This is a genomic window from Iodobacter sp. BJB302 (assembly GCF_002735645.1).
GTDB lineage: Bacteria > Pseudomonadota > Gammaproteobacteria > Burkholderiales > Chitinibacteraceae > Iodobacter.
This window is the reverse complement of the sequence record NZ_PDZG01000017.1, coordinates 36,978-61,345: the sequence shown is the minus strand read 5'-3', so window position 1 is coordinate 61,345 and position 24,368 is coordinate 36,978. Positions and strand designations below refer to the sequence as shown.

Here is a 24,368-nt window from a genome sequence, read left to right as displayed (position 1 = left end):
TTATGCTTTTTGAAACTAATCGTTCATATCTGGCTTCTTTGCCGCGTTTTGCTCAGGATCCGGCACATTTTCAAACCCTGCTGACAACGCACAGCTTTCGCGAGAAGCTGCTGGAGCTGATTGCCGGGGCACAAACCCGCATCTATATTGCTGCGTTGTATTTGCAGCAGGATGAAGCAGGCGCTCAGATTTTAGAAGCGCTCTACGCGGCCCGTGCGCGTTGCCCTGATTTAGATATCCGCATTTTTGTGGATTGGCACCGCGCGCAACGTGGGCTGATTGGTGCGGGTGCGCAGGCTGGCAATGCGGCCTGGTATCAGCAAGAGCGATTAAAGCATGATCTTAATCTGCCAATTTATGGCGTGCCGGCACAAACACGCGAGCTGTTTGGCGTATTGCATCTGAAAGGCTTTGTTTTTGATGACACCGTGGTTTATAGCGGAGCTAGTTTAAATAATGTGTATTTGCATGTTGGCGAGCGCTATCGTTATGACCGGTATCATGTAATTAAAAATCCTGCATTAGCTGATAGTATGGTTAATTATTTGCAGGCGGAATTCCTCAATAGCAGTGCTGTTTATCGCTTGGATTTAGATCCTATTCCCGGTACAAAGCAAATCAGCCCGGATATTCGTCAGTTCCGTCAGCGGCTTAAATCAGCCCACTATGCAACGCATCATGCGCAGGATGAGGTGTCTGGCCTGGGTATTACCCCAGTGGTGGGGGTTGGAAAGCGTAATCCGCTTAATCGCCTGATTATTAAATTATTAGCTGCGGCAAAACATCATGTGCAAATCTGCACGCCTTATTTTAATTTGCCCCGCACAGTGATTAAAGAAATAAACCGCTTGCTGCAAAAAGGCGTAAAGGTCGATATTATCGTTGGCGAGAAAAAGGCCAATGATTTTTATATCCCGGAAAGTGAGCCATTTAAAACCATTGGTGCGCTGCCGTATTTATACGAAACGCATTTACGCCGCTTTGCCAAAGTGCATCAGCTTGATATACACCGTGGCCAGCTGAATCTTATGCTCTGGAATGATCCGGGGCATAGCTATCATTTGAAAGGGATTTGGGTTGATGACGATTATATTTTGCTTACCGGCAATAATCTGAACCCGCGTGCCTTCAGTCTGGATCTGGAAAACGCACTCTTAATTCATGATCCAAAACATGAGTTAAAAGATCAATTGCAGCAGGAAAAAGCTGAAATTGCTAAAAACACCACGCGTATTGCTTATTACCGCGAGCTGGAAACCGTGCTGGATTACCCGCCGCCGGTTAAAAAACTGCTGACCCGCTTATCACGGTTCAGGGCCGACAGATTGATTTCCAGATTGCTGTAAATTGCCCGTACCCAATAAAAAACCACGGCTTGATTGCCGTGGTTTTTTATTGTCTGAATATCATTCAGCTTATTTCCAGATCACCAGACAATGGTTTTTCTTACCACGGCGCAGCAGGGTGTAGCTGCCGTAGCGGCGGTCTGCATCGCTCATGTTATAAGCTACGTCGCTGATTTTGGCTCCGTTGATAATTACCGCGCCGCTTTCAATAAAGCCACGGGCCTGGCTTTTGGAGGTAGCCAGCTCGCCCGCTACCAGTGCATCCAGCAGGCCGGTCTGATCTTTATTGATTTCAATATGCGGCAGGCCATCGAGCGCCAGCTGTTCAAAATCGCTTTCGGTGAGGGAATTCTGGTCTTCAGAGAACAGGCTTTGGCTGATGCGTTGTGCCGCAACTACGGCATCTGCACCATGCACTAGGGTGGTGACTTGTTCGGCCAGAATACGTTGGCCTTCAGGTTTGCCTGCAGCTGCAATATCAGCCGCTTCGATGGCATCAATTTCTGTGGTGCTGAGGAAGGTGAAGTAGCGCAGGAATTTATACACATCCGCATCGGCGGTGGTCAGCCAGAATTGGTAAAACTTATAAGGCGAAGTTTTTTTCGCATCCAGCCAAATCGTGCCGCTTTCAGTCTTACCAAATTTAGTGCCGTCCGATTTAGTCACCAGTGGCATGGTCAGGCCAAATACCTGCTGCTGATTCATGCGGCGGGTGAGGTCTGTTCCGGCGGTGATGTTGCCCCATTGGTCAGAGCCGCCAATTTGCAGCTCGCAGCCGTGTTGCTTGTTGAGCTCTACAAAATCGTAACCTTGCAGCAGGCTGTAGGTGAATTCGGTGAAAGAGATGCCGGAATCGTCGCGGTTGATCCGCTGTTGCACGGCTTCTTTTTTGATCATGGCGTTTACGGAGAAGTGCTTGCCGATATCGCGCAGGAAAGTAAGCACGTCCATCTTGCCAAACCAATCGTGGTTATTGGCCATAATGGCGGCATTGCTGCCCTCAAAGCTTAAGAAAGGCTCAACTTGCTTGCGGATTTTGCCCACCCAGCTATCGATAATATCGAGGGTGTTCAGTTTGCGTTCGGTGGCTTTAAAGCTAGGGTCGCCAATCATGCCGGTAGCACCACCTACCAGAGCAATCGGCTTGTGGCCAGCTTGCTGGAAGCGTTTGAGCACCAGAATCGGTACCAAGCTGCCGATATGCAGGCTGTCTGCAGTCGGATCAAAGCCGCAATAGAGGGTAATGGATTTCTCAGCCAGCCGTTTTTCCAGTGCATCGCCATCGGTAAGCTGGGCAATCAGGCCACGCGCTTGTAAATCGCTGATTAAATTCATTTCACTCTTGCTCCGGTTTGTTTTATTTGAATCTGATATCGATTTTTAAACCCAAATCTTGAACCACGCAGTAAAGGAGAACAGGATCACGGAGAAAACCTTAAGGCAAACAATCAATTGATAAGGAATAAGCAAACTCAGCTACACATTGCTATTGCCTTGGTGATTGTCATTCCAATGGTTTTCTCCGTGGAACTCTGTGCTCTCCGTGGTTCAAGACCCGGGTTGTATAATTACAGCGTTTCTTTTAGTGCTAAAGCCTGCTCTAAAGCGGCGTCCACATTGCTGGCCAGCACATTGTAATGGCCCATTTTGCGGCCTGCGCGGGCTTCTTTTTTGCCGTAGAGATGCAGCTTGGTGTTCGGCGCTGTCAGCATGATTTCCCAGTGCGGCTCGCTGCCATCGTCGTGCCAGACATCGCCCAGCAGATTGACCATCACGACCGGTGTGTGTAAATCCGGCTTGCCGGGGTAGAGCCCGCACATGGTGCGTACCTGCTGCTCAAACTGGCTGCTAAAGGTGGCATCCAGCGTGTAATGGCCGCTATTGTGCGGGCGCGGTGCCATTTCATTGATGACCAGCGTATCGTCTTCCAGCACAAAGAATTCAACAGCAATCACGCCGATGTAGTCGAGCTTTTCAACCAGCTGGATCGCCATATTGCGGGCGCGTTCAGTGATTTCTGCGCTGATGCGGGCAGGCACGATGGAAATATCTAAAATGCCATCGGTGTGGATGTTTTCTGCCGGAGGGAAACAGGCAATTTCATTGGCAGCGCTGCGGGCCACAATTACGGAGACTTCAGCTTTCAGCGGCAGCATTTTTTCCAGCACACAGGGCTGATGCTTCAGCTCGGATAAGGCGTAGCGGGCTTCTTCCAGATTTTTGATCCGTACCTGGCCCTTTCCATCGTAGCCATTGCGGGCGGTTTTTAAAATGCCTGGCAAATAGGGGCTGAGGTCTTGCTCCAGATCGCCGGAATTCTCGATCACAAGGAAAGGCGCGGTGGCGAGGCCTGCATTACGGATAAAGTTTTTCTCTTTCATCCGGTCTTGGGCAATTGCGACCGAATCACCGGACGGGCTGACTTTTACGCCCTGGCTGGCCAGCCAGCGCATGCTGTCGGCGTTAACGTTTTCAAATTCGGTAGTGACTGCCGCGCATTGTCTGGCCAGCGCAGCCAGGGCTTCCGGATCGGTATAGGGTTTGCAAAGATGGATATCGGCGATCTCGGCGGCTGGTGCGGCCGGATCAGGGTCGAGCACGGTCACCCCATAGCCCATGGTTTTAGCTGCCATCGCAAACATACGGCCAAGTTGGCCGCCGCCCAGAATACCCAGCATCGCAGGTGGCAGAATTGGCTTAGTGGCCATCTTATCAATCCTTGTCTTGTCTTTGTTTTACGCCCTGCAGCAGAGCAACACCCCAGAGCCCCCAGCCAAAAATGGCGCCTAAAACTAAGGCTAAAGGGAGGATTTGAATCATGGCGGTGATAAATGATTTTTTTTCAAAAAAGCTAACAGCCAAAGAAAACAGCAGGCCAAAGGGCAGCCCCCAACAGAAGGCGCCCCGGTAAAAAACGCTGAATAAAAAGCCTTTTTCTTCCAGCTCTGCCAGCAATTCTTTGGCGGGCTTCATACTACTTCAGGTAATTCCATCGCCAGAACGGTTTCTTTTTGCTCTGTTCTGAAAGCCGCCAGCTTAGCGGCCAGCTCCGGAACAGCATTGGCAAGTAAAGAAATCGCAAACAGTGCTGCATTCGCAGCGCCTGCTTCACCAATGGCAAAAGTAGCCACCGGAATACCCTTAGGCATTTGCACGATGGAAAGCAGTGAATCTTCGCCACGCAGATATTTAGATGGAACAGGCACACCCAGCACTGGAATCGTTGTTTTTGCTGCAATCATCCCTGGCAGATGTGCTGCGCCGCCTGCGCCTGCAATAATGCATTGCAAGCCGCGGCTGGCGGCAGTTTCGGCGTATTCAAATAGCAAATCAGGGGTGCGGTGCGCAGAGACAACGCGGCATTCAAATGCCACGCCAAAGGCTTTTAGTTGCTTAGCGGCATGCTGCATGACTTCCCAGTCACTATTGCTACCCATTACAACGCCGACTTGAATCATGGGTTTCCCCCGAGTAAAGAATGAATGTTACCGAAAAAATGAGAATAAGGGACAGTTTCAATAGCCCTTGCGCCCAAAGAGTACTGTACTTCATGGTGTGAACGGCTGTTTGCGGATGAAAATCCGTTCTTTTTATCTAAACATTAGAAAATGCTAATAAATAGATTGACCACTTATGCCTGCTAAGGCATCCTGCGCTCCGCGGTGCATGTACCGTGTAATTCGCAATGAACTTAAAACGCTGGAAGGCTTGCTTTCCAGCGTCTTTTTTTATCTAAGCATTTGCAAATTGTGCGGCATGCATTCTGCAATACATGCCATTGTTGGCCATGAGCGCCTGATGAGTGCCACTTTCAACTATCTTGCCCTGTTGCATGACAACAATACGGCTGGCGTTTTCGATGGTAGAAAGCCGGTGGGCAATCACCAGCGTGGTGCGGCCTTGCATCAGGTTTTCCAGTGCGTCCTGAACCTTGCGCTCGGATTCGGTATCCAGCGCGCTGGTGGCCTCATCCAGAATCAGAATCGGTGCGTCTTTGTAGATTGCCCGGGCAATGGCTAAGCGCTGGCGCTGGCCGCCAGACAAGCGCATGCCGTTTTCACCCAGCAGGGTATCCATTCCATCCGGCATGGCATCGATAAATTCCAGAGCATGCGCCGCAATGGCCGCCTGACGTACACGCGCCATATCGATTTCACTGCCGTAAGCGATATTGGCGATCACGGTGTCGTTAAACAGAATCACATCTTGCGAAACGAGGGCAATTTGCTGACGCAGATTGCCAAGCTGGTAATCGGCCAGAGGGACTTGATCGATTAAAATTTGCCCTGCATTCAGCTCATAAAAACGTGGCAATAAATTGGCCAGCGTGGTTTTTCCACTGCCGGAGCTGCCCACGAGTGCAATGGTTTCTCCCGGCAAAATATCGAGAGAGACACCGTCGAGCGCCCTTTTGCCATCTTCGCCATAGGCAAACTGAATGTCTTGCAAAGAAATCGCCCCTTGTACACGGGGTAATTGATGCTGGCCCTGATTGGCCTCCGGAATTTCATCCAGAATGGCAAAGACAGATTCTGCTGCAGCAAGGCCTTTATGCAGGCTTTCATTAATTTTGGTCAGATTTTTGATGGGTTGTTGCAAGGCCATCATTTGCACCATAAAAGCTACAAATGCACCTGCGGTCAGTACGCCATCCTGAGCACGTAAACTTGCGTAATAAATAATGACCGCCAGTGTGATCCCAATCAGAAACATGATCAGGCCTGAGTTAATGCTGGAGGTAATGGCTTGTTTGATGGATAAGCGACGCACATTGTTATTGGTATTACCAAAGCGATTGGTTTCGTACGAAAAGCCACCGAATATTTTAATAATGCGCTGGCCCGACAAACTCTCATCCAGAATTTGCGTCATCTGCCCCATGGCCGCTTGTGTCTCACGCGAAAGCCTGCGCTGGCGTTTGCCTACCACGCTGATACTGATGGCTACGCCGGGTAATAAAATCAGGCAGAGCAGGGTGAGCTGCCAATCCAGATACAGCATAGAGCCGAGCAGAAACAGTAGTAACAAAGAGTCTTTGATCAGGACGGTTAGCACTTTTGTGCCTGCATCCATGATCTGATTCACGTCAAATGTCACACGGGATAGCAAAACACCCACTGATGTTTTATCGAAAAATTGAACGGGCAGGCTAAGCATCCGGGAGAACATTTTCCCTCGCAGATCATGCATTACTTTGGATGAAACCCAAGCCGTGGTGTATTCATTGCCAAAATTGGAGATCAGCCGAAGCAGTGCCAGGCCTAAAATTTGTGCGGGTAAAATCCACGCCATGCTGCGGGCGAGTGCTGATGTCTGCAGGTTTTGGTCAACCAAGGGTTTGAGCAATAACGTTAAGCCTGCATCTACTGCGGCGGCAACAGACAGGCAAACCACGGAGATGGCCACTATTTTCCAGTAAGGGCGGATTTCGCCCAGGATGCGCATATATAAAGCTCGATTATTCATCGCTGACATCGGCATGCCTTGGTGTGGGTTTTACAAGAAAGGGGCGGATTATACGCTGTCGCTTGCTGTTCATGGGCGGAAGGAGTGCGCCGTTTGGGGGATAATTAATGCCCTTTATGGCGGTCCCAAGCTGATCCCAATCCCTTAAGTCAGGGCTTATGGCACTGCCGCTCTGTGGCTTGCATTGAATGATCTCATGGCGGGTGAAACCCGCGTATTTCTTAACAAGCTTATTGGGTTTTACCCGCCCGGCGAAGAACCCTTCGTTTAAGTGCCCAAGATCAGGCGCTGCCTGCCTTTTTATAACTTACAAATCCCCGTATCTGCTTTGCAGCAGGGCGGCAATCACTGGCGCTACTGTTTCAGTGCGAAAGATTCGGGGGCCGAGGATTAGCGGGGTGTAGCCAGCGGCCACTGCAAGTGTTTCTTCGGTAGCAGAAAATCCCCCTTCCGGGCCGACTAAAACGGCGGCGCTGCGGGCGGTAGCGGGCAGCTGGTTTTGCCGGATTGCACCAATGGGCGATAGCAGCAGTTTAAGTTCGGCGTCTTGTGCCAGTGCTTGCTCAAATTTAATGGCAGGCAAAATAAGCGGCACCCGGGTGCGCCCGCATTGCTCGCAGGCGGATACGGCAATGGCCTGCCAGTGGGCAAGGCGTTTTTCGGCCCGCTCGCCACTAAGGCGCTGCTGGCAATATTCGGAGATCACCGGCTGAATACGGCTAACCCCAAGCTCACTGGCTTTCTGGATGGTGTAATCCATACGATCACTGGCCGAGATAGCCTGAACCAGCGTGAGATCCAGCGGGGATTCCCGATCCTGCTCATCCCATGTGAGTACTTCTATGCTGACATGGCGCTTGCCCATTTCGGTAACACGCGCAGCGTATTCACCGCCCTGGCCATTAAATAAAATGATATCGTCATCGGGCTGCAAGCGCAGCACTTGCACATGGCGGGCAACACTTTCTGGCAGGTTAAAGCCAAGGCCAGCGGCCAGTGGCATATCAAGGAAAAATCTGGGCATATCCACCTCGTGCATTGGAGGAGTTGGTATACCGCAAGGCGGCAGGGGATTCAAGTACTGGCAGGGATTTTGCCTGATCCGCCAGAGGCTGGAAATCAAGCTGCGCCCCGAGCATGCCCTGGGTTTGGATATGACGCTTTGATTAAGTACAAATTTAATACAATGTTTACAAGCCTCGTGACATCAAATTGAAGCAGAATATGCCGGTGGCGTTTGTGGCTGTGGCATTATTCTGTTGCTCAATGTTTAACCCTTTTGAAAGAAGCCTCTCTGTATGTGGATAACCAAGGTAAGTATCAAACATCCGGTATTTGCAACCATGGTCATGCTGGCGTTGCTGGTGCTTGGCATGGCCTCGTATGGTTTGCTGCCGGTAGAGCGTATGCCGCCTGTGGCCAGCCCGCAGGTGTTTGTGCAGCTGAATTATCCGGGTGCATCACCAGAGGCCATTGAAAACGATCTGATCAAGCCTCTGGAAGAGCAGATCAATACCGTAAACGGGGTGAAGCATATCTGGGCCACGGCGCGTGAAGGCTCGGCCTTTATGTCGGTCGAGTTTCGCATGGATGCAAACTCGGCCAATGGCTTGCAGGAAATCCGCGATAAAGTGGCTTTGATTAAGCCTAATTTTCCTAAGGAAGCTAAAGATCCGCTGGTACTGAAAGCGGACATCAGCGGCGAAGCCGAGCCTGTTGTGCAACTGGCATTGCGATCCGGCACGCTCAGCCTGCGCGAGCTGAGCATGTTATCCGAGCAGGTGGTGGTAAAGCGTTTACGCACAGCCCCAGGCGTGGGCAGCATCAACAGCAATGGTTTGGTGAATCGGCAGATTCAGCTGCGTTTGCGCCGCGATGCACTTAATAGCTATGGCCTGGGTGTGGATCAGGTGATGGATGCGGTACGTGAGGCCAATCAGGACGTGCCTGCGGGCCGTATTGTGAATGGCGATCACGAGCAGTTGGTGCGCCTTGAAGGCAAGATTAAAGACCCTAAGCAATTTGGCAAAATTATTGTGGCCCGCCAGGCGAATACCCCGGTTTATCTGGAGCAGGTTGCCGATGTGATTGATGGTGAGCAAGAGCGCACCTCGATCTCTCGCCTTGATGGCCAGCCGGTGATCAGCCTCGATATTTTCCCGATTCAGGGCAGCAATATTGTTGAGCTGGGTGATGGCGTAAAGACAGTGGTAGAGAAGATGCAATCTTCCTTACCCGCAGGCGCCGAGCTGACCATAGTGCAGGCAAATTCTGATGAAATTAAAAGGGCGCTGAATCACACAAAAACCACCATTTTAGAAGGCGGCATTCTCACCACGTTGATTGTGTTTATGTTTTTGCACTCATGGCGCAGTACGGTCATTACCGCTTTAACCTTACCAATCTCGGTGATTGCCACTTTTATTGTGGTGCATGCCTGCGGCTTTTCTTTAAATATGCTGACGCTGATGGCGCTCAGCTTATCGATTGGCCTGTTGATTGATGATGCGATTGTGGTGCGGGAAAACATCGTCCGCCATTTAGGTATGGGCAAAAATCATTTCCAGGCCGCTCATGACGGCACCGAAGAAATTGGCCTGGCGGTTATGGCCACAACCTTTGCGATTGTGGCTGTGTTTGTGCCGGTGGCGTTTATGCACGGCATTATCGGGCAGTTTTTCTTTCAGTTTGGGATTACCGTCACGGTGGCGGTGCTGGTGTCGCTGTTTGTCAGCTTTACGCTCGACCCGATGTTATCTTCTGTCTGGCACGATCCTGAAGGAAACCGCTTTAAAAGCTGGCCCCGCATGGGCCGGTTTATGGCGGCTTTTGAGCAAAAGATCGAGTATCTGCATGAAATCTACGGGCGTTTTCTGGCTTGGTCATTGGGCAAAAGAAAAACAGTATTAGCTGCGGCCTGCGTGTTTTTTCTGAGCAGCCTGTTTTTACTTCCGTTTATTGGTACAGAGTTCGAGCCAAAACAGGATTTGGGCTTAGTGCGTATGCAGCTTAATACGCCGATTGGCTCCAGCCTTGCGTATACCGACGATAAGGTGAAGCAGATTGAAGCCTCTTTAAAATCATTTAAAGAAATTGCTTCTGTGCAAACAACGGTGGGCGTGCAAAGCAGCAAGAATATGGCTGAAATAACGCTTAAGTTGGTTGAGCGTAAAAAACGCCGCTCGCAAGACGATATCGAAAAAGAAATACGCAAGGTGATTGGCCACATCGCAGGCGTAGAGCTATCGGTGGGCGGCTGGAAGCCGATTTTTATTACGGTATTTGGCCCGGATCCAAGCAAGCTGACCCAGATCACCGGCGATTTAATGAAGAAGATTGCCAAAATTCCGGGTGTGGTCGATCTGGAAAGCAGCGAAAAAGCCTTTACCCCAACGCTGGCGATCAAAATTGATAACGAAGCGGCCAATGATCTGGGTCTGAATAATGCCCAGATTGGCAGCGCACTGCGCTCATTGATTTCGGGTGAAACGATCAGCCATTATCTGGCCAGCGACGGGCAAAATTATGATGTGGTGGTGCAGCTGGCCGAACAAGACCGCCGTACGGCTTCAGACTTGGGCGATTTGTATTTAAGCAGCAGCAAAACCAATAGCGATGGCTCGCCCAAGCTGGTGTCTTTGCGCCAGGTGGCCAGCTTGGAAAAAAGCACCAGTGCCCAGCAATTAAAGCGGCTTGATTTACAGCGCCGTGTTTCGCTTTACGCCAATGTGCAGGGCCGCCCAAGCGGCACGGTAAGTGGTGAAGTGCAGGCACTGCTGGATAAAACCGAATTGCCCGCTGGCTACCACTTTGGCGCTGGCGGCCAGCAGGCCGAGATGCAAGAAGCCTTTGCAGCCTTCGTGGGTGCCATTGGCCTGGCGCTGATCTTTATTTACTTTGTTTTAGCTTCGCAATTTGGCAGCTTTTTACAGCCGCTGGCGATTATGGCTTCCCTGCCATTCTCACTGACTGGCGCTTTACTGGCCTTATTTTTTACCGGCACCACCATTAATTTATTCTCCATGATCGGCTTTATGATGCTGCTCGGTTTAGCAGTTAAAAACGCGATTCTGCTGGTGGATTTTGCCAACACCGCCAAGCGGGAAGGGCTGGCTGTAAAAGACGCTTTACTTTCTGCTGGTCAGGTGCGTTTGCGGCCAATTTTGATGACCACCGCTGCGATGATTTTTGGCATGTTGCCGATGTCGCTGGGCCTTGGCGAAGGCGGGGAAACACAAGCGGCCATGGGCCGGGCGATTATCGGGGGGGTGATTTCCTCCACCGTGCTGACGCTGATTGTTGTGCCGATTTTATACGCCTGGCTGGATGGCTGGGCCGTAAAACGCAAGGCGCGCAAAGCCGTGAAACTGGCTGCCGTTTCTCTGTAGCGTTTTAGATGATTAACCTGAAATTGCTCTCATCATTAATCAGGAATAAATGCGATGACTGTATTTAAAAAAAGAACTATTGGCCTGGGTTTATTGCTTGTGGTGCTGGCTGCGGGCGGCGTGGCTTTTACTCAGAGCAAGGCAAAAGAGAATAAAGCAGAAGATAAAAACGCCCCGCGTAAACTGGAATTTGCGGCGGCAGATCTGGCTGTGGTGACATTGCGCCCACTGGATCAGTCCATTCCTGTTAACGGGGCTTTGCAGGCGGTAAACCATGCATCGCTGCGCTCTAAAGTATCGGCTCAAGTTGATCAGGTGCTGGTGCGTGAAGGCGAGGAAGTCAAAGCGGGGCAGATCCTGGCGCGCTTTGATGCCAGCAATATTGCGGCACAGTTAAACGAGCGGCAAAGTAATCTGGAAATGGCCAAAGCCGAGCTGAGCCTGGCCGAAAAAACGCATGGCAAAAACCAGACTTTGCAAAAGCAGGGCTTTATTTCTGGTAATGCCTTTGACAGCAGCTCCAGCACGCTGGCAGTCAGCCTTGCCAAATTAAAAGCGATTCAGGCGCAAGTGGCTGTGGCCAAAAATGCCATGGACGATATGGTGCTGCGTGCGCCTATTGGTGGGCAGATCAGTAAGCGCTCTATTCAGCCAGGTGAAAAGGTCGATCAGAATTCTGAGCTGTTTAATATCGTCGATTTATCTGCCATGGAGCTGCAAGTGGCCGTGCCAGCCAGCCAGATTGCCCATGTATCGGCAGGGCAGCTGGCCGAGTTTCAGGTCGATGGCTTTAACGGCAAGGTATTTAATGGCACGGTGCAGCGCATCAATCCGGAAGTCGAAAAAAACTCCCGCGCTATTACTGTGTTTATCGCGGTGAAAAACCCGGCTGGTGCTTTACGCAGCGGCATGTTTGCCAAAGGCCTGCTCGCGCTTGGGCAATCGCAGGCTAAACTCACCATCCCCAATAGCGCCGTACAGGGTGGATCAACTGATCCCTATGTTTACAGCCTGGAAAACGGCAAAATCGCTCAAAAAAAGGTTAGCCTGGGAAGCAATGACGAGCGCAGCGGCTTAGTAGAAATCACCTCCGGCCTGAATGCCGGTGCCAAAGTGCTGGCCAGAAAAATGGATGGCATCAAGCCGGGGATGGTGGCGACTGCGGTGGGGGGATGAGTTATCTTATTCCTAAGGTATCTGCTAATCCGAGTCTATTGGCGTTTGCTTGAGGTGTTTTTGATGGTTAAGTATTTAATGCTATTTGTTTTTTTATCAGCCAATGCCTTGGCTGCTAACGTTGGGGTACAAGAAAAAAACCTCGAAGATAGTGAGCGCAGTTTGTTGTTGCGGCTTTGGTACCCGACAGATAGCTTGGTACAGATGGAACCATTATTAAAAACCGATACAGTTTTTAAATCGCCGAACGCGGTGCCAGATGCCCCATATGGTTTGGCGACTCGCCCTCTTATTTTGTTGTCGCATGGTTTGAATGGAAGCTGGGTTAATCTTGCTTGGTTGGCTGAAAACTTGGCAGGGAAAGGCGCTCTGGTGCTTACGTTAGATCATCCTGGAACATCGTTCAAGAGCCGAAATAATGTAGAAACGCCTCGCCTTTGGGAGCGACCTAAGGATATCAGCCGCGCAATCAGCCTATTGCTAGATGACCCTATTTGGAAAACACGGATTGATCAGCACAAAATCACAGTGATTGGGCATTCTATGGGGGGCTATACCGCTTTGGCGTTGGCCGGAGCACGCTTCAATACCGAGCAGTTTCTACAGAGCTGCCAGCAATATCCCTTATTTGCAGATTGTCGCTGGTATATGGCACAGCATCTCGCAGGCAGTCAGCAAGATATGGAATCTGATTTACACGATGCTCGGATTAGCGCAGTAGTTTCTTTGGATTTAGGCTTTGTTGGGGGGATGGATAGGTCAAGCCTGAAGAAGGTTAAGATTCCGATTTTGGTCTTAGCTGCAGGGGATCAAGAGACCTCTTTACCTTCACAATATCAATCACGCTTGCTAGTGAAATCATTAAGGAAAGTGGAATATTTTGAGTATTCAGATGCCAGTCATTTTAGCTTTATTGCTGAGTGTAAGAAAGGAGCGCTGGATTTACTAAGAGAAGAAGGGCCTGGTGAAGAAGTTATTTGTCTGGATTATCAGGGCCGTTCACGTAGTGAGCTGCATGAAGAAGTCGCTGGTGCTATTAGTACATTTTTAAATAAGCAAGCCTTGCTACCGACTCAAAATTAATGCCAGTAAGACTTGTTGTCTTGTGTGCGGGCACATGAGTCTACAGGTGAAAATCTCTCGTTGTCATCCCTGGGTGGGCAAGGTAAAGCGCCTTGCCCACCCTACACATTGCTTAGATTATTTAAGCAGAAGTCTCTGCACTCGCTGGCCGTAATGCCTGCCAGTCCATTTTACGGGTAAGCACCATCACGCAGCTGAGTAAGGCAAACAGCGTGATACTTCCCATCAGCAGCGCCATATCTTCTGATTGCAAGATGCCATACAGCAGGCCATAGAGCGCTGTTAATACCACGGCAAATCCTGCCCCCCGTTGCCATGCGGCCAGTACAAAACTCACGTAATAGCCAAGCAATAACACCGATGCCGCTGCGGCGCTCCAATAGGCTTTGGCAAAGCCCAGGTGCTCAGACAATGATAGGGTCAGCAGGAAAAACAGAGCTAAGGCTGCACCGACTAAGGCGTATTGCACGGGGTGAATCTCGATTCGTCTCATCAGCGCCATTAAAAACACCGCGCCAAAAATCACCAGTACAAATAATTCGGCATATTTAATCGTGCGCTCGTTTAAGACATATCTGTCTACAGGATCAACAAGGCGTAATCCCAGCGAGGCGGAAGAGCATTCTGAGCCGCTGCATTTGCTGGTTTGAGCACCGCCTGTAGCCAGCTGGCTGGTTTGCCAGCGGGCGCTAAACCCTTGGGCTGTCACGCTACGTTCGATCGGTGCAAAATTGCCGCTAAAGCTAGGGTGTGGCCAGTTGCCAGCGAGTGCCACATGGCTTTCTTTCCCCACAGGTTCGATCAGTAATTGCGTGGTGCCGCTGAGTTTTAAATTGAGTTTGAAATCCAGTGATTGCCCGGAATCAGCCAGCTTAACCATGGCATGTACCCCATTGCCCAGATTTGTGGCGGGTGCTGCCACGGCAACGGCTGCAGCGCTGTCTTCTGCTGTGTTTGCCGTGGTATGAATTGCTGATTGGGCCGTGCCCGGCTCAAAGTTCAGCGTATCGGCGGCTAGCGTGCCGCCCATATTTTGAATCCCGCGGACATCTGACAGGCTCAGTACCAAATAAGGCTTGCCCCAGCGGCTGCTGATTTTTTCACGGCTGGAGCCAGGGTGCTGCTCATAGCTATTGAGCGGTGCAACGGCAAAGCGGCCGGAAAGGATTAAATCACTGCGGTAAATTGGCGCTTCAAAAATGCCGCGTTTCAGGCTTTCTACCGCCAATTGCCCTTTAGCCGAAAACTGCTCGGGGCTGATGATGATATTGCGGCTGCTGGTACTGTCTTCCCATGCGCTTATTTTTCCCTGAGGCGTGGTTTGCTCAACGAGTTTGCTGGTGGTTTCGGAGAGCGGCAGCACCAAGAAGGGCCCTTTTACCGTTTGCTCGCCAGCGCTGAATTGCGAAATCTCCTGCCGCACTTCCTGAGCACGTTGCTGCCGCTCAAAAACCAGATGCCGAACCATATTTAAAACCACAATCATCCCCAGCATCAGCAGGCCGATGGTGATGATTTTCCACTTTAACTTCATGATATTCCCCTGTGCGCTTGTGTGATGGGGGCATTGTGGATGGCTGATGTGGAGGGAAAATGCGGGGAATGTGGAGATTGTGTGGAGATAGGATATTTTGTTCTTAGGGAGAAACGCTTTAAATCTAGTCGTGATTTTTTAAATAGTGCCTTCGGCACGTTGATTTAGGAGCGGTAGCCACCGCGGGGGCCTTCCTTTCTTGAACGGCCAAGAAACGAAGCTAAAGAAGGCCGCCCCGAACAGCACGAAGGCCCCTCACTGCGGACAATCGAGTCGGCGGCTGCGGGACTCACTCGCTTCGCTCGCTCAAACATCCTCGCCGAAACCCCGCCCCGCTTGTTCTTCGCTTCGGCGTGCTTCAGGGGGATTTAAAGCCCCGTGCTACGAGTCACGATATAAACCCAGATCATTGAATTTGGAAATGCTCAAATCGTAAAGAAAAATAGTTAAATTCAAAAAAATACTTTTCTCCGTGAAACTCCGAGTTCTCCGTGTCCTCTGTGGTTCAAGATTTGGGTTTTTGTTATTTAATTAACCCAAGGGCAAACAAACCCTCGCCACTACGCCTCCCTCCGCATGATTCGCCAGGCTCACACTTCCGCCATGCAATTCCAGTATGGTGCGGGTAAGGGCCAGGCCCAGGCCGGTGCTTTTTTGGCCGGTGGCGGGGCGGGGCAGGGAGTAGAAGCGCTCGAACAGTCGGGTGAGGGCGTAATCGGGGATGGGCTCGCCCTGATTGTGGATGGCAATGTGCAGGCTTTGCGCCTCAACCGTCAGCTCGATATGGATCTGGCCGTGCTCAGGGGTGAAGTCCAGTGCGTTTTGCAGCAGATTTCTGATGGCTTGGGCGAGTAAAAAGGCCTCGCCATGGATGATGGCGGCGTGCCATGGGGCGTGCAGTATTTGCTGTGTACCGGCTTGCGGGCTGAGTGCGTTGATGACTTCATCGAGTAGTTTGGCGATATCCACAGGTTCAGCGTCTTTCAGGCCGTGCCTTGCTTCCAAAGTGGCGAGTTGCAGCAGGCGGTCGACAATTTGTTGCATACGCGCGGTTTCCTGGCGGATATGGCTGGTAAAACGGCTGTGATCGCTCTCTTTAAGCGCCAGGCCTTCTTCAAATAAAATTTCTGCCGCACCTCGTATGCCTGCCAGGGGGGATTTCAGCTCGTGAGTCAGATCATGCACATAGTTTTCGATATAGGCTTTGCCTTCCAGGCGCTCCCGCATCGTGCCGAGTGCCGTGGCCAGGGTGGTTAGTTCGCGATTGGCGGTGAAGGCAGGTACGGGCACGGCCTGGCCCTCGCTCACGGCCAGTGCAAAGCCGGTGAGCTTATTAATACCCCGGCTTAACCACCATGAAAACAGCGCCCCAATAACAAGACCAATGGCCAGCAGCAAGAGTCCCGCCCGCCAGAGTTTGTTTTCACTGCGATCAATAAAGGGCTGCATCGCCCAATTGGGGCGGGCGACGGTGAGCACGCCCACAATCTCTGTGCCCTTGGTAATTGGTGCGGCAACGTGCATTACGGTGGATAGCTCATTTTTTGGATCGGCCAGCGAGCTGCGGGCACCATATTGGCCGCGCAGCGTCAGGTAAACATCACGCCACTGGCTGTAATCCTGCCCCAGCGCCTGGCCGGTGGAATCCATTATCACCTTGCCCTGGGCATCGGTCACATACACGCGCAGAAAGGTTTTATCGCGTGGCACGCCCCACACTTTGGCTTGCGGATTTCTTTCGGCAAACAGCTTAATTGCCTTGGCAAAGCGGCCCGCATCGAGTCGCCCGGCCACAAAATCAGGCTGGATCAGCTCGGCCAGCAGATTGGCGGTATCAACCAGCACTTCCTCACTGGATTGGCGCACTGCCGGTTTGATTTCATCTCTGACCAAACTAAGCACATAGGCGGCCAGCAGGCTGACCAGCAAAAAGTAACCAAAGAAAATCCGCAGGGAAAAGCGCATTAAACCTGCTCCAGCGCATAGCCAAAGCCACGGTGGGTGGCGATGGGATCGAGATCGGGTTTCACTATGCGCAATTTGGCGCGCAGGCTTTTGATATGGCTATCAATGGTGCGCTCGAAGCTGTCTTCAGCGGCCTCTCCAAGTGCATCCAGCAATTGTGCGCGGCTGAATACCTGGCCGGGATGGGCAAGCAGGGTGATCAGCAGGCGGTATTCTGATGGCGTAAGTGTCAGGTTATTGCCCGCATATTGCACCCGTTTGGCCGCGGCATCGTGCACAAACAGCCCGTTGTGCATAGCAGAATGGCTGATGGTGGCAGCAGGGCTGCTGCGCTTTAAAATGGCTTTTACCCGGGCAGCCACTTCGCGCGGGCTAAAGGGCTTGAGCACATAATCATCTGCGCCTAATTCCAAACCTAAAATCCGGTCGAACTCCTCGCTTCTGGCTGTGAGCAGCAGCACCGGCAGCTCGCTGTGGCGGCGCAGGCGTTTGAGCACTTCCAGCCCGCTATCGTCCGGCAGGCCGATATCTAAAATCAGCAGATCAGGTTTTTGCGCCTGAATCGCCGCCTCGCCTTCCCTGGCCAGGCTGTAGCAGCTCACGCTAAAGCCTTCCCGCTCCAGCGCAAAGCGCAGCGTATCGGTGATAGCCGCTTCGTCTTCGATCAGGATGATGGATGACATAAGTGAGATCGCTCTTATTGAATGGCCTTGATTGTAAGTGACTTTGTGCCGCGGTTGTCAGCGTATTTCCTGCTATGCTGCATTGCAGCATAAATTTAATCTCCATGCTTTAAGCTAAATGGCGTTGCGGCATCAAACGCTAAAAACCACGGTTTGAATCCTGTAGTACAGGGGTTAAGCCGCAGAGGGCTGGCTATGACTAAGAATGTGATCAATCTTGCATTGCAAGGCGGCGGTGCGCATGGCGCGTTTACTTGGGGCGTGCTGGATGCCTTGCTTGAAGACGGGCGGATTCAATTTGAGGGCGTCAGCGGCACCAGTGCGGGGGCGATGAATGCCGTGGTGCTGGCACAAGGCTTGATGGATGGTGGTGCAAGCGGGGCAAGGTTGGCGCTGGATCAGTTCTGGCAAGCGCTGGCGGGTAGTATGCCTGGGGATTTGGTCCAAGGCGGCGGTGCAGGCATCAGCCAGGTTACCAAGGCAATGCAGCAGTGGACGCGTTTTTTATCCCCCAGCCAAATGAATCCTTTTGATTTAAATCCTTTGCGTGATCTGGTTGTAAATCAGATTGATTTTGCCGCTTTGCAAACGCATAGCCCGGTTAAATTATTTATTGCCACCACCCATGCTAATTCAGGCAAGTTAAGAGTTTTTCAGAATCATGAAATGAGTGCAGATGTGATTCTGGCCTCCGCCTGCCTGCCTACGATCTACCGCAGTGTATTAATCGATGGAGAGCCCTATTGGGATGGTGCTTATTCGGCCAACCCGGCAGTGTTCCCATTATTTGATTACTGCAGTGCCTGCGATATTTTGCTGATTTTATTGCAGCCTTTAAGTCTGGAGGCTACGCCTGATTCTGCCAGAGAGATTCAAAGCAGAATTCTGGATATCACTTTTCAATCGGGCTTTTTGCGTGAAATGCAAATGTTTACGCGCCTCAAAGCGCGCAGGCCCTTATTTGTATGGTCAAAATTAGACCGGCATATTGCCCGTACCCATTTTCATCTGATTGAGGCGGATTTAGCCCATTTTGATGCCGAGTCTAAATTAGCTGTGAATCTGAAATTCTTTTCCACGCTCAAAGATCTGGGGCGTGAGGCAGGGCAGAAATGGCTGGCAGCCCATCATCTCAAGCTGGGTAAGTCGTCCAGCGTGGATTTGGCTGAGGTATTTGCCTGATTGCCGGATTGAACTGAATTGGTGGGAAATTTGTGCCTAATTTTGCCATTTGCCAAGGCAATGCGGCGAAAGTAGCCTTGTTGCTGCATAATGTGCATTAACTCAACAACAAAAAAGGATAGGAGTTTCTTGAAACTCCGGATATGGGTAGTAGTATCTTACTGATCGTTCTTGCTTTTCTGCTTGTACTTCTTAACGGCTTTTTTGTGGCCGCAGAGTTTGGATTAGTTAAATTACGCTCTACGCGTGTTAAAGCCATTGCCAAAACAATGGGCTGGCGAGGGCGTATTTTACTGAAGGTTCATGGCGATTTAGATGCCTATCTTTCAGCTTGCCAGCTCGGTATTACCCTCTCATCCCTTGGTCTTGGCTGGATTGGTGAGCCTGCTTTTGTTCAGCTTCTGCAACCGCTGTTCGGTGCGCTGGGCATTATGAACGAGGCGCTGGTGCATTCCATTTCCTTTGCTGTTGCTTTCTTTATTATTTCTTATCTGCATATTGTGGTGGGCGAGCTGGCCCCTAAATCCATGGCGATTCGTATGCCTGGCAAAATCAGTATGTGGACAGCCGTACCCCTTTATGCTTTTTACTGGCTGATGTATCCCGCAATCTGGACGCTGAATCACAGCGCCAACTGGGTGCTGCGTAAAGTGGGGCTGGATGCGGCCAAAGGCCACGACAGCCATTATTCTTCTGAAGAGCTTAAGCTGATCCTGCGCACTTCCCAGTCGGATGATCAATATACTGAAGATGATTGGCGCGTATTGGCGCAGGCACTTGATTTCCGTGATCTGGATGTGGCCGATTTAATGCATCCGTTCAGCGAAGCTGTGGCGCTGTCGGCCAGTGCCGATATTGAAACCAGCCTGGATAAAATTGTTCAGCACCGTTACAGCCGCTACCCCTTACTGGATGAAAACGGCCATGTGCAGTCGGTGGTCCATTTAAAAGATATTTTCTTTGCTATGCGCAGAGGAGAGCTGCCGGAGCGACTGGATAAACTGGCGCGCCCGGTGCAAACCGTCTCACCGCGTTTATCTGCGTCTGAATTATTTAAGCGCTTCCAGCACGGCGCGCCGCATTTTGCCGTGGTGGCCTATCAGGATGGCCAGCCGCTCGGCTTTATCACCTTAGATAATTTGCTCGGTGCTTTGGTGGGCGAGATTCGTGACGAATTCCGCCAGGCACAGAATGAATGGTCCAAGATGGATGATGGCTCGATGATCGGTAAGGGCAGCTTAACCATTTTTACCCTGGAGCGTGCCTTAGGCATTGATATCGAAGACACCGACGTGGATTCAGTAGGCGGTCTGATTATGCAGCAGCTGGGCGATCTGCCCACAGAAGGCCAGCGTATCCAGTTTGAGCACTTTGACGCCGTAGTTAAAAAAATGAATGGCCCAAGGATTGTGCTGGTAAGGATTTATCCGCGGGAAATGGTGAGCTGATTGGGGGGGGCACAGTTTTAACGTGCCAACAGGGGCAACAGATAGCCGCCAATATTTGTGATGAGCATGTGGCTACAAAAATTGCCCATCCTAAACCTTGTTTTCCTCCGTGCTCTCTGTGGCTTCCGTGGTTCAGATGTGGGTTTTGCAATGTCATATCGCTTAAGTTGATGTGATTGGGGCCCACGCCCTGGACTTCCACACGTTTCTTTGACATGCTTGCATCAGTCTTATTAATCTAAAGATGCCAATGCAAGCTTTTGTCTTTCTGCTGTTTCTTGGTTTACTTTCTTCAGCACAAGCTGCCACCAAGCCTTGCCGTGTCGATGGCTTTCCTCAGGAAGTGCAATGCGGGCAGATTACCAGGCCGCTTGATCCTGCGGATCCTCAGGGTAAGCAAATCCAGATTCATTATCTGGTGCTGCGTGCGCAGGATAGAAATCAGCTGGCCGATCCGATTTTCTTTCTGGCTGGCGGGCCGGGGCAGAGCGCGATTAATGTGGCGGGCTGGGCCGAGCATCTCTTCAATAAATTGCAATTACGCCGTGATATGGTTTTTGTAGATCAGCGCGGCACGGGCCGCTCTGCACCTTTGGAATGCCCGGAGTCGCAAGATTTAAGCAAGCTGACTGATAGCGAGGGTGCGCTGCGCGACATCAAGCGCTGCCAGGCCACTCTTCAAAAATTGCCTTATGGCGATCTGCGCTTTTTTACCACTTCGATTGCCGTGCAGGATTTAGATGCTGTGCGTAAGGCCGAGGGCTATCCGGCTATTAATCTGGTTGGCGTTTCCTACGGTACCCGGGTGGGGCTGGAGTATTTACGCCAATATCCGCAAGCGGTGCGGCGTGTGGTACTCGATGGCGTGTTGCCACCTGATTACGCCATATCGGGCAGCGATATACAAAAGGCCCTGGACAGCCTAGTTGCTGATTGTAAAAGCGATGCGCGTTGCCAAAGCGCATACCCAAATCTGGCACAGAGCTGGCGCGATTTACTGGCCAGTACGCCTAAAGCCACCGTGTTAAAACATCCCCGCTTAAATACCGAAGCCAATGTGACCATCAGCCGTGAGAGCGTGCTGGGCATGGTGTCGGCCGTTTTGTATTCGCCAGTGAATAGCGCAGGCCTGCCGTTTGCCATTACCGAAGCCAAGGCTGGGCGGTTTAACCCGCTATTGGCGCTGAGCGGGCAGACGGCTTTGCCCAATGCGGGCAAGATTTTTGCGGGCATGCATTACTCGGTATGGTGCGCTGAGGAAGCGGGCCGCCTGCCGGTGCTGGATGATGATTTTGACCGTTTCCGCAGTGAAACCTATCGAAAAGTCTGCGGAGAGTGGCCACGCGGCGCTGTGCCTGCAGCTTTTTATACCCTGGCTAAAAGCGCATCCCCGGTATTGCTGCTGAGCGGCGGGCTGGATCCAGTTACACCACCTCAGCACGCGACCCACGTTGCCAAAGCGCTGGGCGCTAAGGCGAGGCATGTGGTGCTGGGCAAATCTGGCCACGGCATGCTGATGCAAAGCTGTGTGGATGATCTGGTGTACCGTTTTGTGAATGCAGAAGACGCGCAGAAAGTAGACCTAAGCTGCGTAAAACCCATCCCAAGGCCCATGGCGTGGGTCTTGCCTAAAGGTTAAGCCAAACCCCAAATCTTGAACCACGGAGGGCACGGAGAACACGGAGAACACGGAGGTACACGGAGAAAACCAGATCAATTTTATGTTTGTTAGTTTTTGTAAACTGAATGTTTTATGCATAAAAAGGCGTCATCCCCGAGGGTTCTTATCGGAGATCCAGTTGCGATACTGGATGGCTACCTGTTGTATTCAAGGGACTGCTGTTTAGTTTTACTAAAGGTTTTCTCCGTGATCCTCCGTGTTCTCCTTTACTCCGTGGTTAAAGGTTTGGGTTTTCAAAGGAATGGTTCAATGTTTGTTAAAACAGCATGATTATTGTCGAGCAATTATCTAAGCAATTTGTCCGTGAAGCGGGCCTGGGCTGGCGGCGTTCTAAGAGCGTGGTGCAGGCGGTGAAGGATATTCACTTTAGCGCGGCAGATGGCGTGGTAACGGGCTTGTTGGGCGCGAATGGCGCGGGCAAGACCACCACTTTGCGCATGATTGCCGCGCTGCTGCCTGCGGATTCCGGGCGGGTGCTGGTTGATGGTGTGCAGGTGGAGGCAGGCAAGCAGGCTACGCAAGCGCGGATGGGCGTGTTGTCTGATGCACGGGGCTTGTATCCAAGGCTGAGCGCCCGTGAAAACATTGCTTACTATGGCGTGCTGCACGGCATGAGCCATGACGAAGCCAACGAGCGGGCCACGGCACTGGCCGATGCGCTGGATATGCGCGCCTTGATGGAGCGGCGCTGCGAAGGCTTTAGCCAGGGTGAAAAAATGAAAACGGCCTTGGCAAGGGCGCTGGTGCATGATCCGCAAAATATTATTCTGGACGAGCCTACCAATGGGCTTGATGTGCTGGCCACAAGGGCGCTGCGCGAGTTTCTGGCATGGCTTAAATCACCCGCTGGCGGCAGCAAATGCATTCTGTTTTCGACGCACATCATGCAAGAAGTAGAGCGGCTTTGCGATCATGTTGTGATCGTGGCTGGCGGCACAACCGTTGCACAGGGCACGGTAGCCGGGCTATTAGATCAGGCAGCAGAAAGCAATTTTGAAGACGCTTTTGTGAAACTGGCTTTTGCTTGAAACATTCAAAAATGGTGACTACTCAGGTGTACAAACAAAACACAAATCTTGAACCACAGAGGACTCAGAGTTACACGGAGAAAATCATTTTATGTTTTGTTTTGCTCAGTGATTCTCTGTTTTCTTCCAAACGCCGTGGTTTAAGGCTTGGGTTTTAAATACAAAATAAACTGGAAATGAGCGCATGATGATTTGGGAAATATTTAAAAAAGAATGGGTTGATTCATTAAGAGACAAGCGCACCATGCTGGTGGTGATTTTGTCTTCTTTAATGGGCATGCCCTTCTTTTTATTTATCAGCTCTGAAGCGTATTCCAGAATGGATGAGCAAAATGAGAAACGCTTTATTCGGGTAGTCGGGGCGCAATATGCGCCGGAGTTAATCAATTATATTGCCCGGCAAGGTTTTGAAATTAAAACCGCAGGGCCAGATTTTGCAAATAAATTACACAGCAAAGAATATACCGAGCCGGTACTGCTGTTGCCGCAAAACTTTGCCAGCCAATATGCCGCAGGGATTGCACCCAGGGTAGAGATTGTCAGTGATTTAGCCAATAAAGACACCCAAATGGGCGTGCGGCCAATTAAGGTGCTTTTACAAGGCTTTATGCAGGAGCAGGCCGGTTTAAATCTAAGCATGCGTGGCATTTCTGCCGAAATATTAACGGTGTTAAAAGTAGAAGAGCGCCATTTAAGCCGCGCAAAAAATCAGCAGAGTGCAGGGCTTAAAGAAATGCTGCCCTTTATGTTTATCATGACGCTATTAGGTGTGGGCATGTATGCGGCGATTGATACCTCGGCAGGGGAGCGTGAACGTGGCTCTTTAGAACCCTTAATGATGAATCCGGTATCGAGCTGGCATTTTGCTTTGGGCAAATGGGCGGCAGTTGGAACGCTCACGGTTTGCGTATTGTTTTTTAATGTGATGAGTATTTTTCCCTCGCTATTTTTAATTAAAAACGAAGTATTAAAAATTGCTTTTCAATTCTCAATCAAAGACGCTTTTGTATTTTTGGCCGTGCTATGCCCGCTGGCATTAGCCATTGCCGCCTTGCAAATTGCCGTGGCGATTAATGGTAAAAGCCATAAGGAAGCGCAGGCCAGAAACTCCATGCTGATGTTGCTTGCACCGCTGGCCCTGGTGATTGGTATGTTAAAACAGGGGGCCGATCCCGTCTGGTTTTCCTGGGTGCCACTTCTGGCGCAAAACCAGCTGATTATCAAAATCCTGAATGGCGAAACCTTGAGCCTTGCAGAAGTGCTCACTCCCGTACTGGTTTGCGTGGTGATTCTGCTGGCAAGCCTGAGCTACACCGCGCAGAAAATGCGGCGGGTGGTGATGCAGTAAGAGGGCAGCAAGGTTGCTCCTGCTGCCCGTCAATTAAAAT

The 24,368-nt window shown here is 51.1% G+C and carries 18 protein-coding genes; 9 read left to right on the top strand and 9 right to left on the bottom strand.

Annotated elements, in window-relative coordinates:
• The first annotated feature begins 2 nt into the window (after window positions 1-2).
• Window positions 3-1,346, top strand: a complete 1,344-nt coding sequence (pssA, locus tag CSQ88_RS07815; RefSeq protein WP_099397547.1) for a CDP-diacylglycerol--serine O-phosphatidyltransferase — start codon at window positions 3-5, stop codon at window positions 1,344-1,346.
• A gap of 69 nt (window positions 1,347-1,415) precedes the next feature.
• On the opposite strand, the gene tyrS is transcribed toward pssA, so the two are convergent.
• The 6 genes from tyrS to CSQ88_RS07785 all read right to left on the bottom strand — a co-directional run bounded on the left by tyrS (window position 1,416) and on the right by CSQ88_RS07785 (window position 7,836).
• Window positions 1,416-2,681, bottom strand: a complete 1,266-nt coding sequence (tyrS, locus tag CSQ88_RS07810; RefSeq protein ID WP_099397546.1) for a tyrosine--tRNA ligase — start codon at window positions 2,679-2,681, stop codon at window positions 1,416-1,418.
• Between the two features lie 233 nt (window positions 2,682-2,914).
• Entirely contained in the window at window positions 2,915-4,054 is a 1,140-nt protein-coding gene (locus CSQ88_RS07805) for a 5-(carboxyamino)imidazole ribonucleotide synthase (RefSeq protein ID WP_099397545.1), read from the bottom strand.
• Window positions 4,055-4,058: 4 nt separating this feature from the next.
• The gene (locus CSQ88_RS07800; RefSeq protein ID WP_099397544.1) at window positions 4,059-4,319 is read right to left on the bottom strand and encodes a hypothetical protein; all 261 of its coding nucleotides are present in this window, start codon (window positions 4,317-4,319) and stop codon (window positions 4,059-4,061) included.
• Window positions 4,316-4,804 (bottom strand): 5-(carboxyamino)imidazole ribonucleotide mutase, encoded by a 489-nt coding sequence (gene purE / locus CSQ88_RS07795; protein ID WP_099397543.1) that lies wholly within the window; start codon window positions 4,802-4,804, stop codon window positions 4,316-4,318. The genes CSQ88_RS07800 and purE overlap by 4 nt, the downstream gene beginning before the upstream one ends.
• Before the next feature lie 274 nt (window positions 4,805-5,078).
• Complete coding sequence (msbA, locus tag CSQ88_RS07790; RefSeq protein ID WP_306475239.1) at window positions 5,079-6,821, bottom strand: lipid A export permease/ATP-binding protein MsbA; 1,743 nt, start codon at window positions 6,819-6,821, stop codon at window positions 5,079-5,081.
• A 298-nt stretch (window positions 6,822-7,119) separates the two neighbouring features.
• Complete coding sequence (locus tag CSQ88_RS07785) at window positions 7,120-7,836, bottom strand: 16S rRNA (uracil(1498)-N(3))-methyltransferase (RefSeq protein WP_099397557.1); 717 nt, start codon at window positions 7,834-7,836, stop codon at window positions 7,120-7,122.
• A 274-nt stretch (window positions 7,837-8,110) separates the two neighbouring features.
• Between CSQ88_RS07785 and CSQ88_RS07780 the strand changes: the two genes are divergently transcribed.
• The 3 genes from CSQ88_RS07780 (at window position 8,111) to CSQ88_RS07770 (ending at window position 13,459) form a co-directional block, all read left to right on the top strand.
• Entirely contained in the window at window positions 8,111-11,200 is a 3,090-nt protein-coding gene (locus tag CSQ88_RS07780) for an efflux RND transporter permease subunit (RefSeq protein WP_099397542.1), read from the top strand.
• A gap of 54 nt (window positions 11,201-11,254) precedes the next feature.
• Window positions 11,255-12,376 carry an efflux RND transporter periplasmic adaptor subunit gene (locus CSQ88_RS07775; protein WP_099397541.1) on the top strand — a complete coding sequence of 374 codons (1,122 nt, stop codon included), beginning with the start codon at window positions 11,255-11,257 and terminating at the stop codon, window positions 12,374-12,376.
• A gap of 63 nt (window positions 12,377-12,439) precedes the next feature.
• Window positions 12,440-13,459, top strand: a complete 1,020-nt coding sequence (locus tag CSQ88_RS07770) for an alpha/beta fold hydrolase (RefSeq protein ID WP_099397540.1) — start codon at window positions 12,440-12,442, stop codon at window positions 13,457-13,459.
• A gap of 121 nt (window positions 13,460-13,580) precedes the next feature.
• Here the strand turns inward: CSQ88_RS07770 and creD are convergent, their stop codons facing one another.
• The 3 genes from creD to creB all read right to left on the bottom strand — a co-directional run bounded on the left by creD (window position 13,581) and on the right by creB (window position 17,641).
• Window positions 13,581-14,993: a cell envelope integrity protein CreD gene (gene creD, locus CSQ88_RS07765; RefSeq protein ID WP_099397539.1), complete on the bottom strand. Its 1,413-nt coding sequence runs from the start codon at window positions 14,991-14,993 to the stop codon at window positions 13,581-13,583.
• Window positions 14,994-15,524: 531 nt separating this feature from the next.
• Window positions 15,525-16,958, bottom strand: coding sequence for a two-component system sensor histidine kinase CreC (gene creC / locus CSQ88_RS07760; RefSeq protein ID WP_099397538.1), 1,434 nt, complete (start codon window positions 16,956-16,958; stop codon window positions 15,525-15,527).
• Window positions 16,958-17,641 (bottom strand): two-component system response regulator CreB, encoded by a 684-nt coding sequence (gene creB, locus CSQ88_RS07755; RefSeq protein ID WP_099397537.1) that lies wholly within the window; start codon window positions 17,639-17,641, stop codon window positions 16,958-16,960. The genes creC and creB overlap by 1 nt, the downstream gene beginning before the upstream one ends.
• 195 nt (window positions 17,642-17,836) lie before the next feature.
• Between creB and CSQ88_RS07750 the strand changes: the two genes are divergently transcribed.
• The 5 genes from CSQ88_RS07750 to CSQ88_RS07730 all read left to right on the top strand — a co-directional run bounded on the left by CSQ88_RS07750 (window position 17,837) and on the right by CSQ88_RS07730 (window position 24,328).
• Window positions 17,837-18,823 carry a patatin-like phospholipase family protein gene (locus tag CSQ88_RS07750; RefSeq protein ID WP_099397536.1) on the top strand — a complete coding sequence of 329 codons (987 nt, stop codon included), beginning with the start codon at window positions 17,837-17,839 and terminating at the stop codon, window positions 18,821-18,823.
• A 143-nt stretch (window positions 18,824-18,966) separates the two neighbouring features.
• A complete protein-coding gene (locus tag CSQ88_RS07745) occupies window positions 18,967-20,271 on the top strand; it encodes a hemolysin family protein (protein WP_099397535.1) in 1,305 nt (434 codons plus the stop codon).
• A 250-nt stretch (window positions 20,272-20,521) separates the two neighbouring features.
• The gene (locus tag CSQ88_RS07740; protein WP_180273581.1) at window positions 20,522-21,910 is read left to right on the top strand and encodes an alpha/beta hydrolase; all 1,389 of its coding nucleotides are present in this window, start codon (window positions 20,522-20,524) and stop codon (window positions 21,908-21,910) included.
• A gap of 308 nt (window positions 21,911-22,218) precedes the next feature.
• Entirely contained in the window at window positions 22,219-22,980 is a 762-nt protein-coding gene (locus tag CSQ88_RS07735; RefSeq protein WP_099397533.1) for an ATP-binding cassette domain-containing protein, read from the top strand.
• Between the two features lie 184 nt (window positions 22,981-23,164).
• On the top strand, window positions 23,165-24,328 hold the full coding sequence (locus CSQ88_RS07730) for an ABC transporter permease (RefSeq protein ID WP_099397532.1): 1,164 nt from the start codon (window positions 23,165-23,167) through the stop codon (window positions 24,326-24,328).
• The last annotated feature ends 40 nt before the right edge of the window (window positions 24,329-24,368 follow it).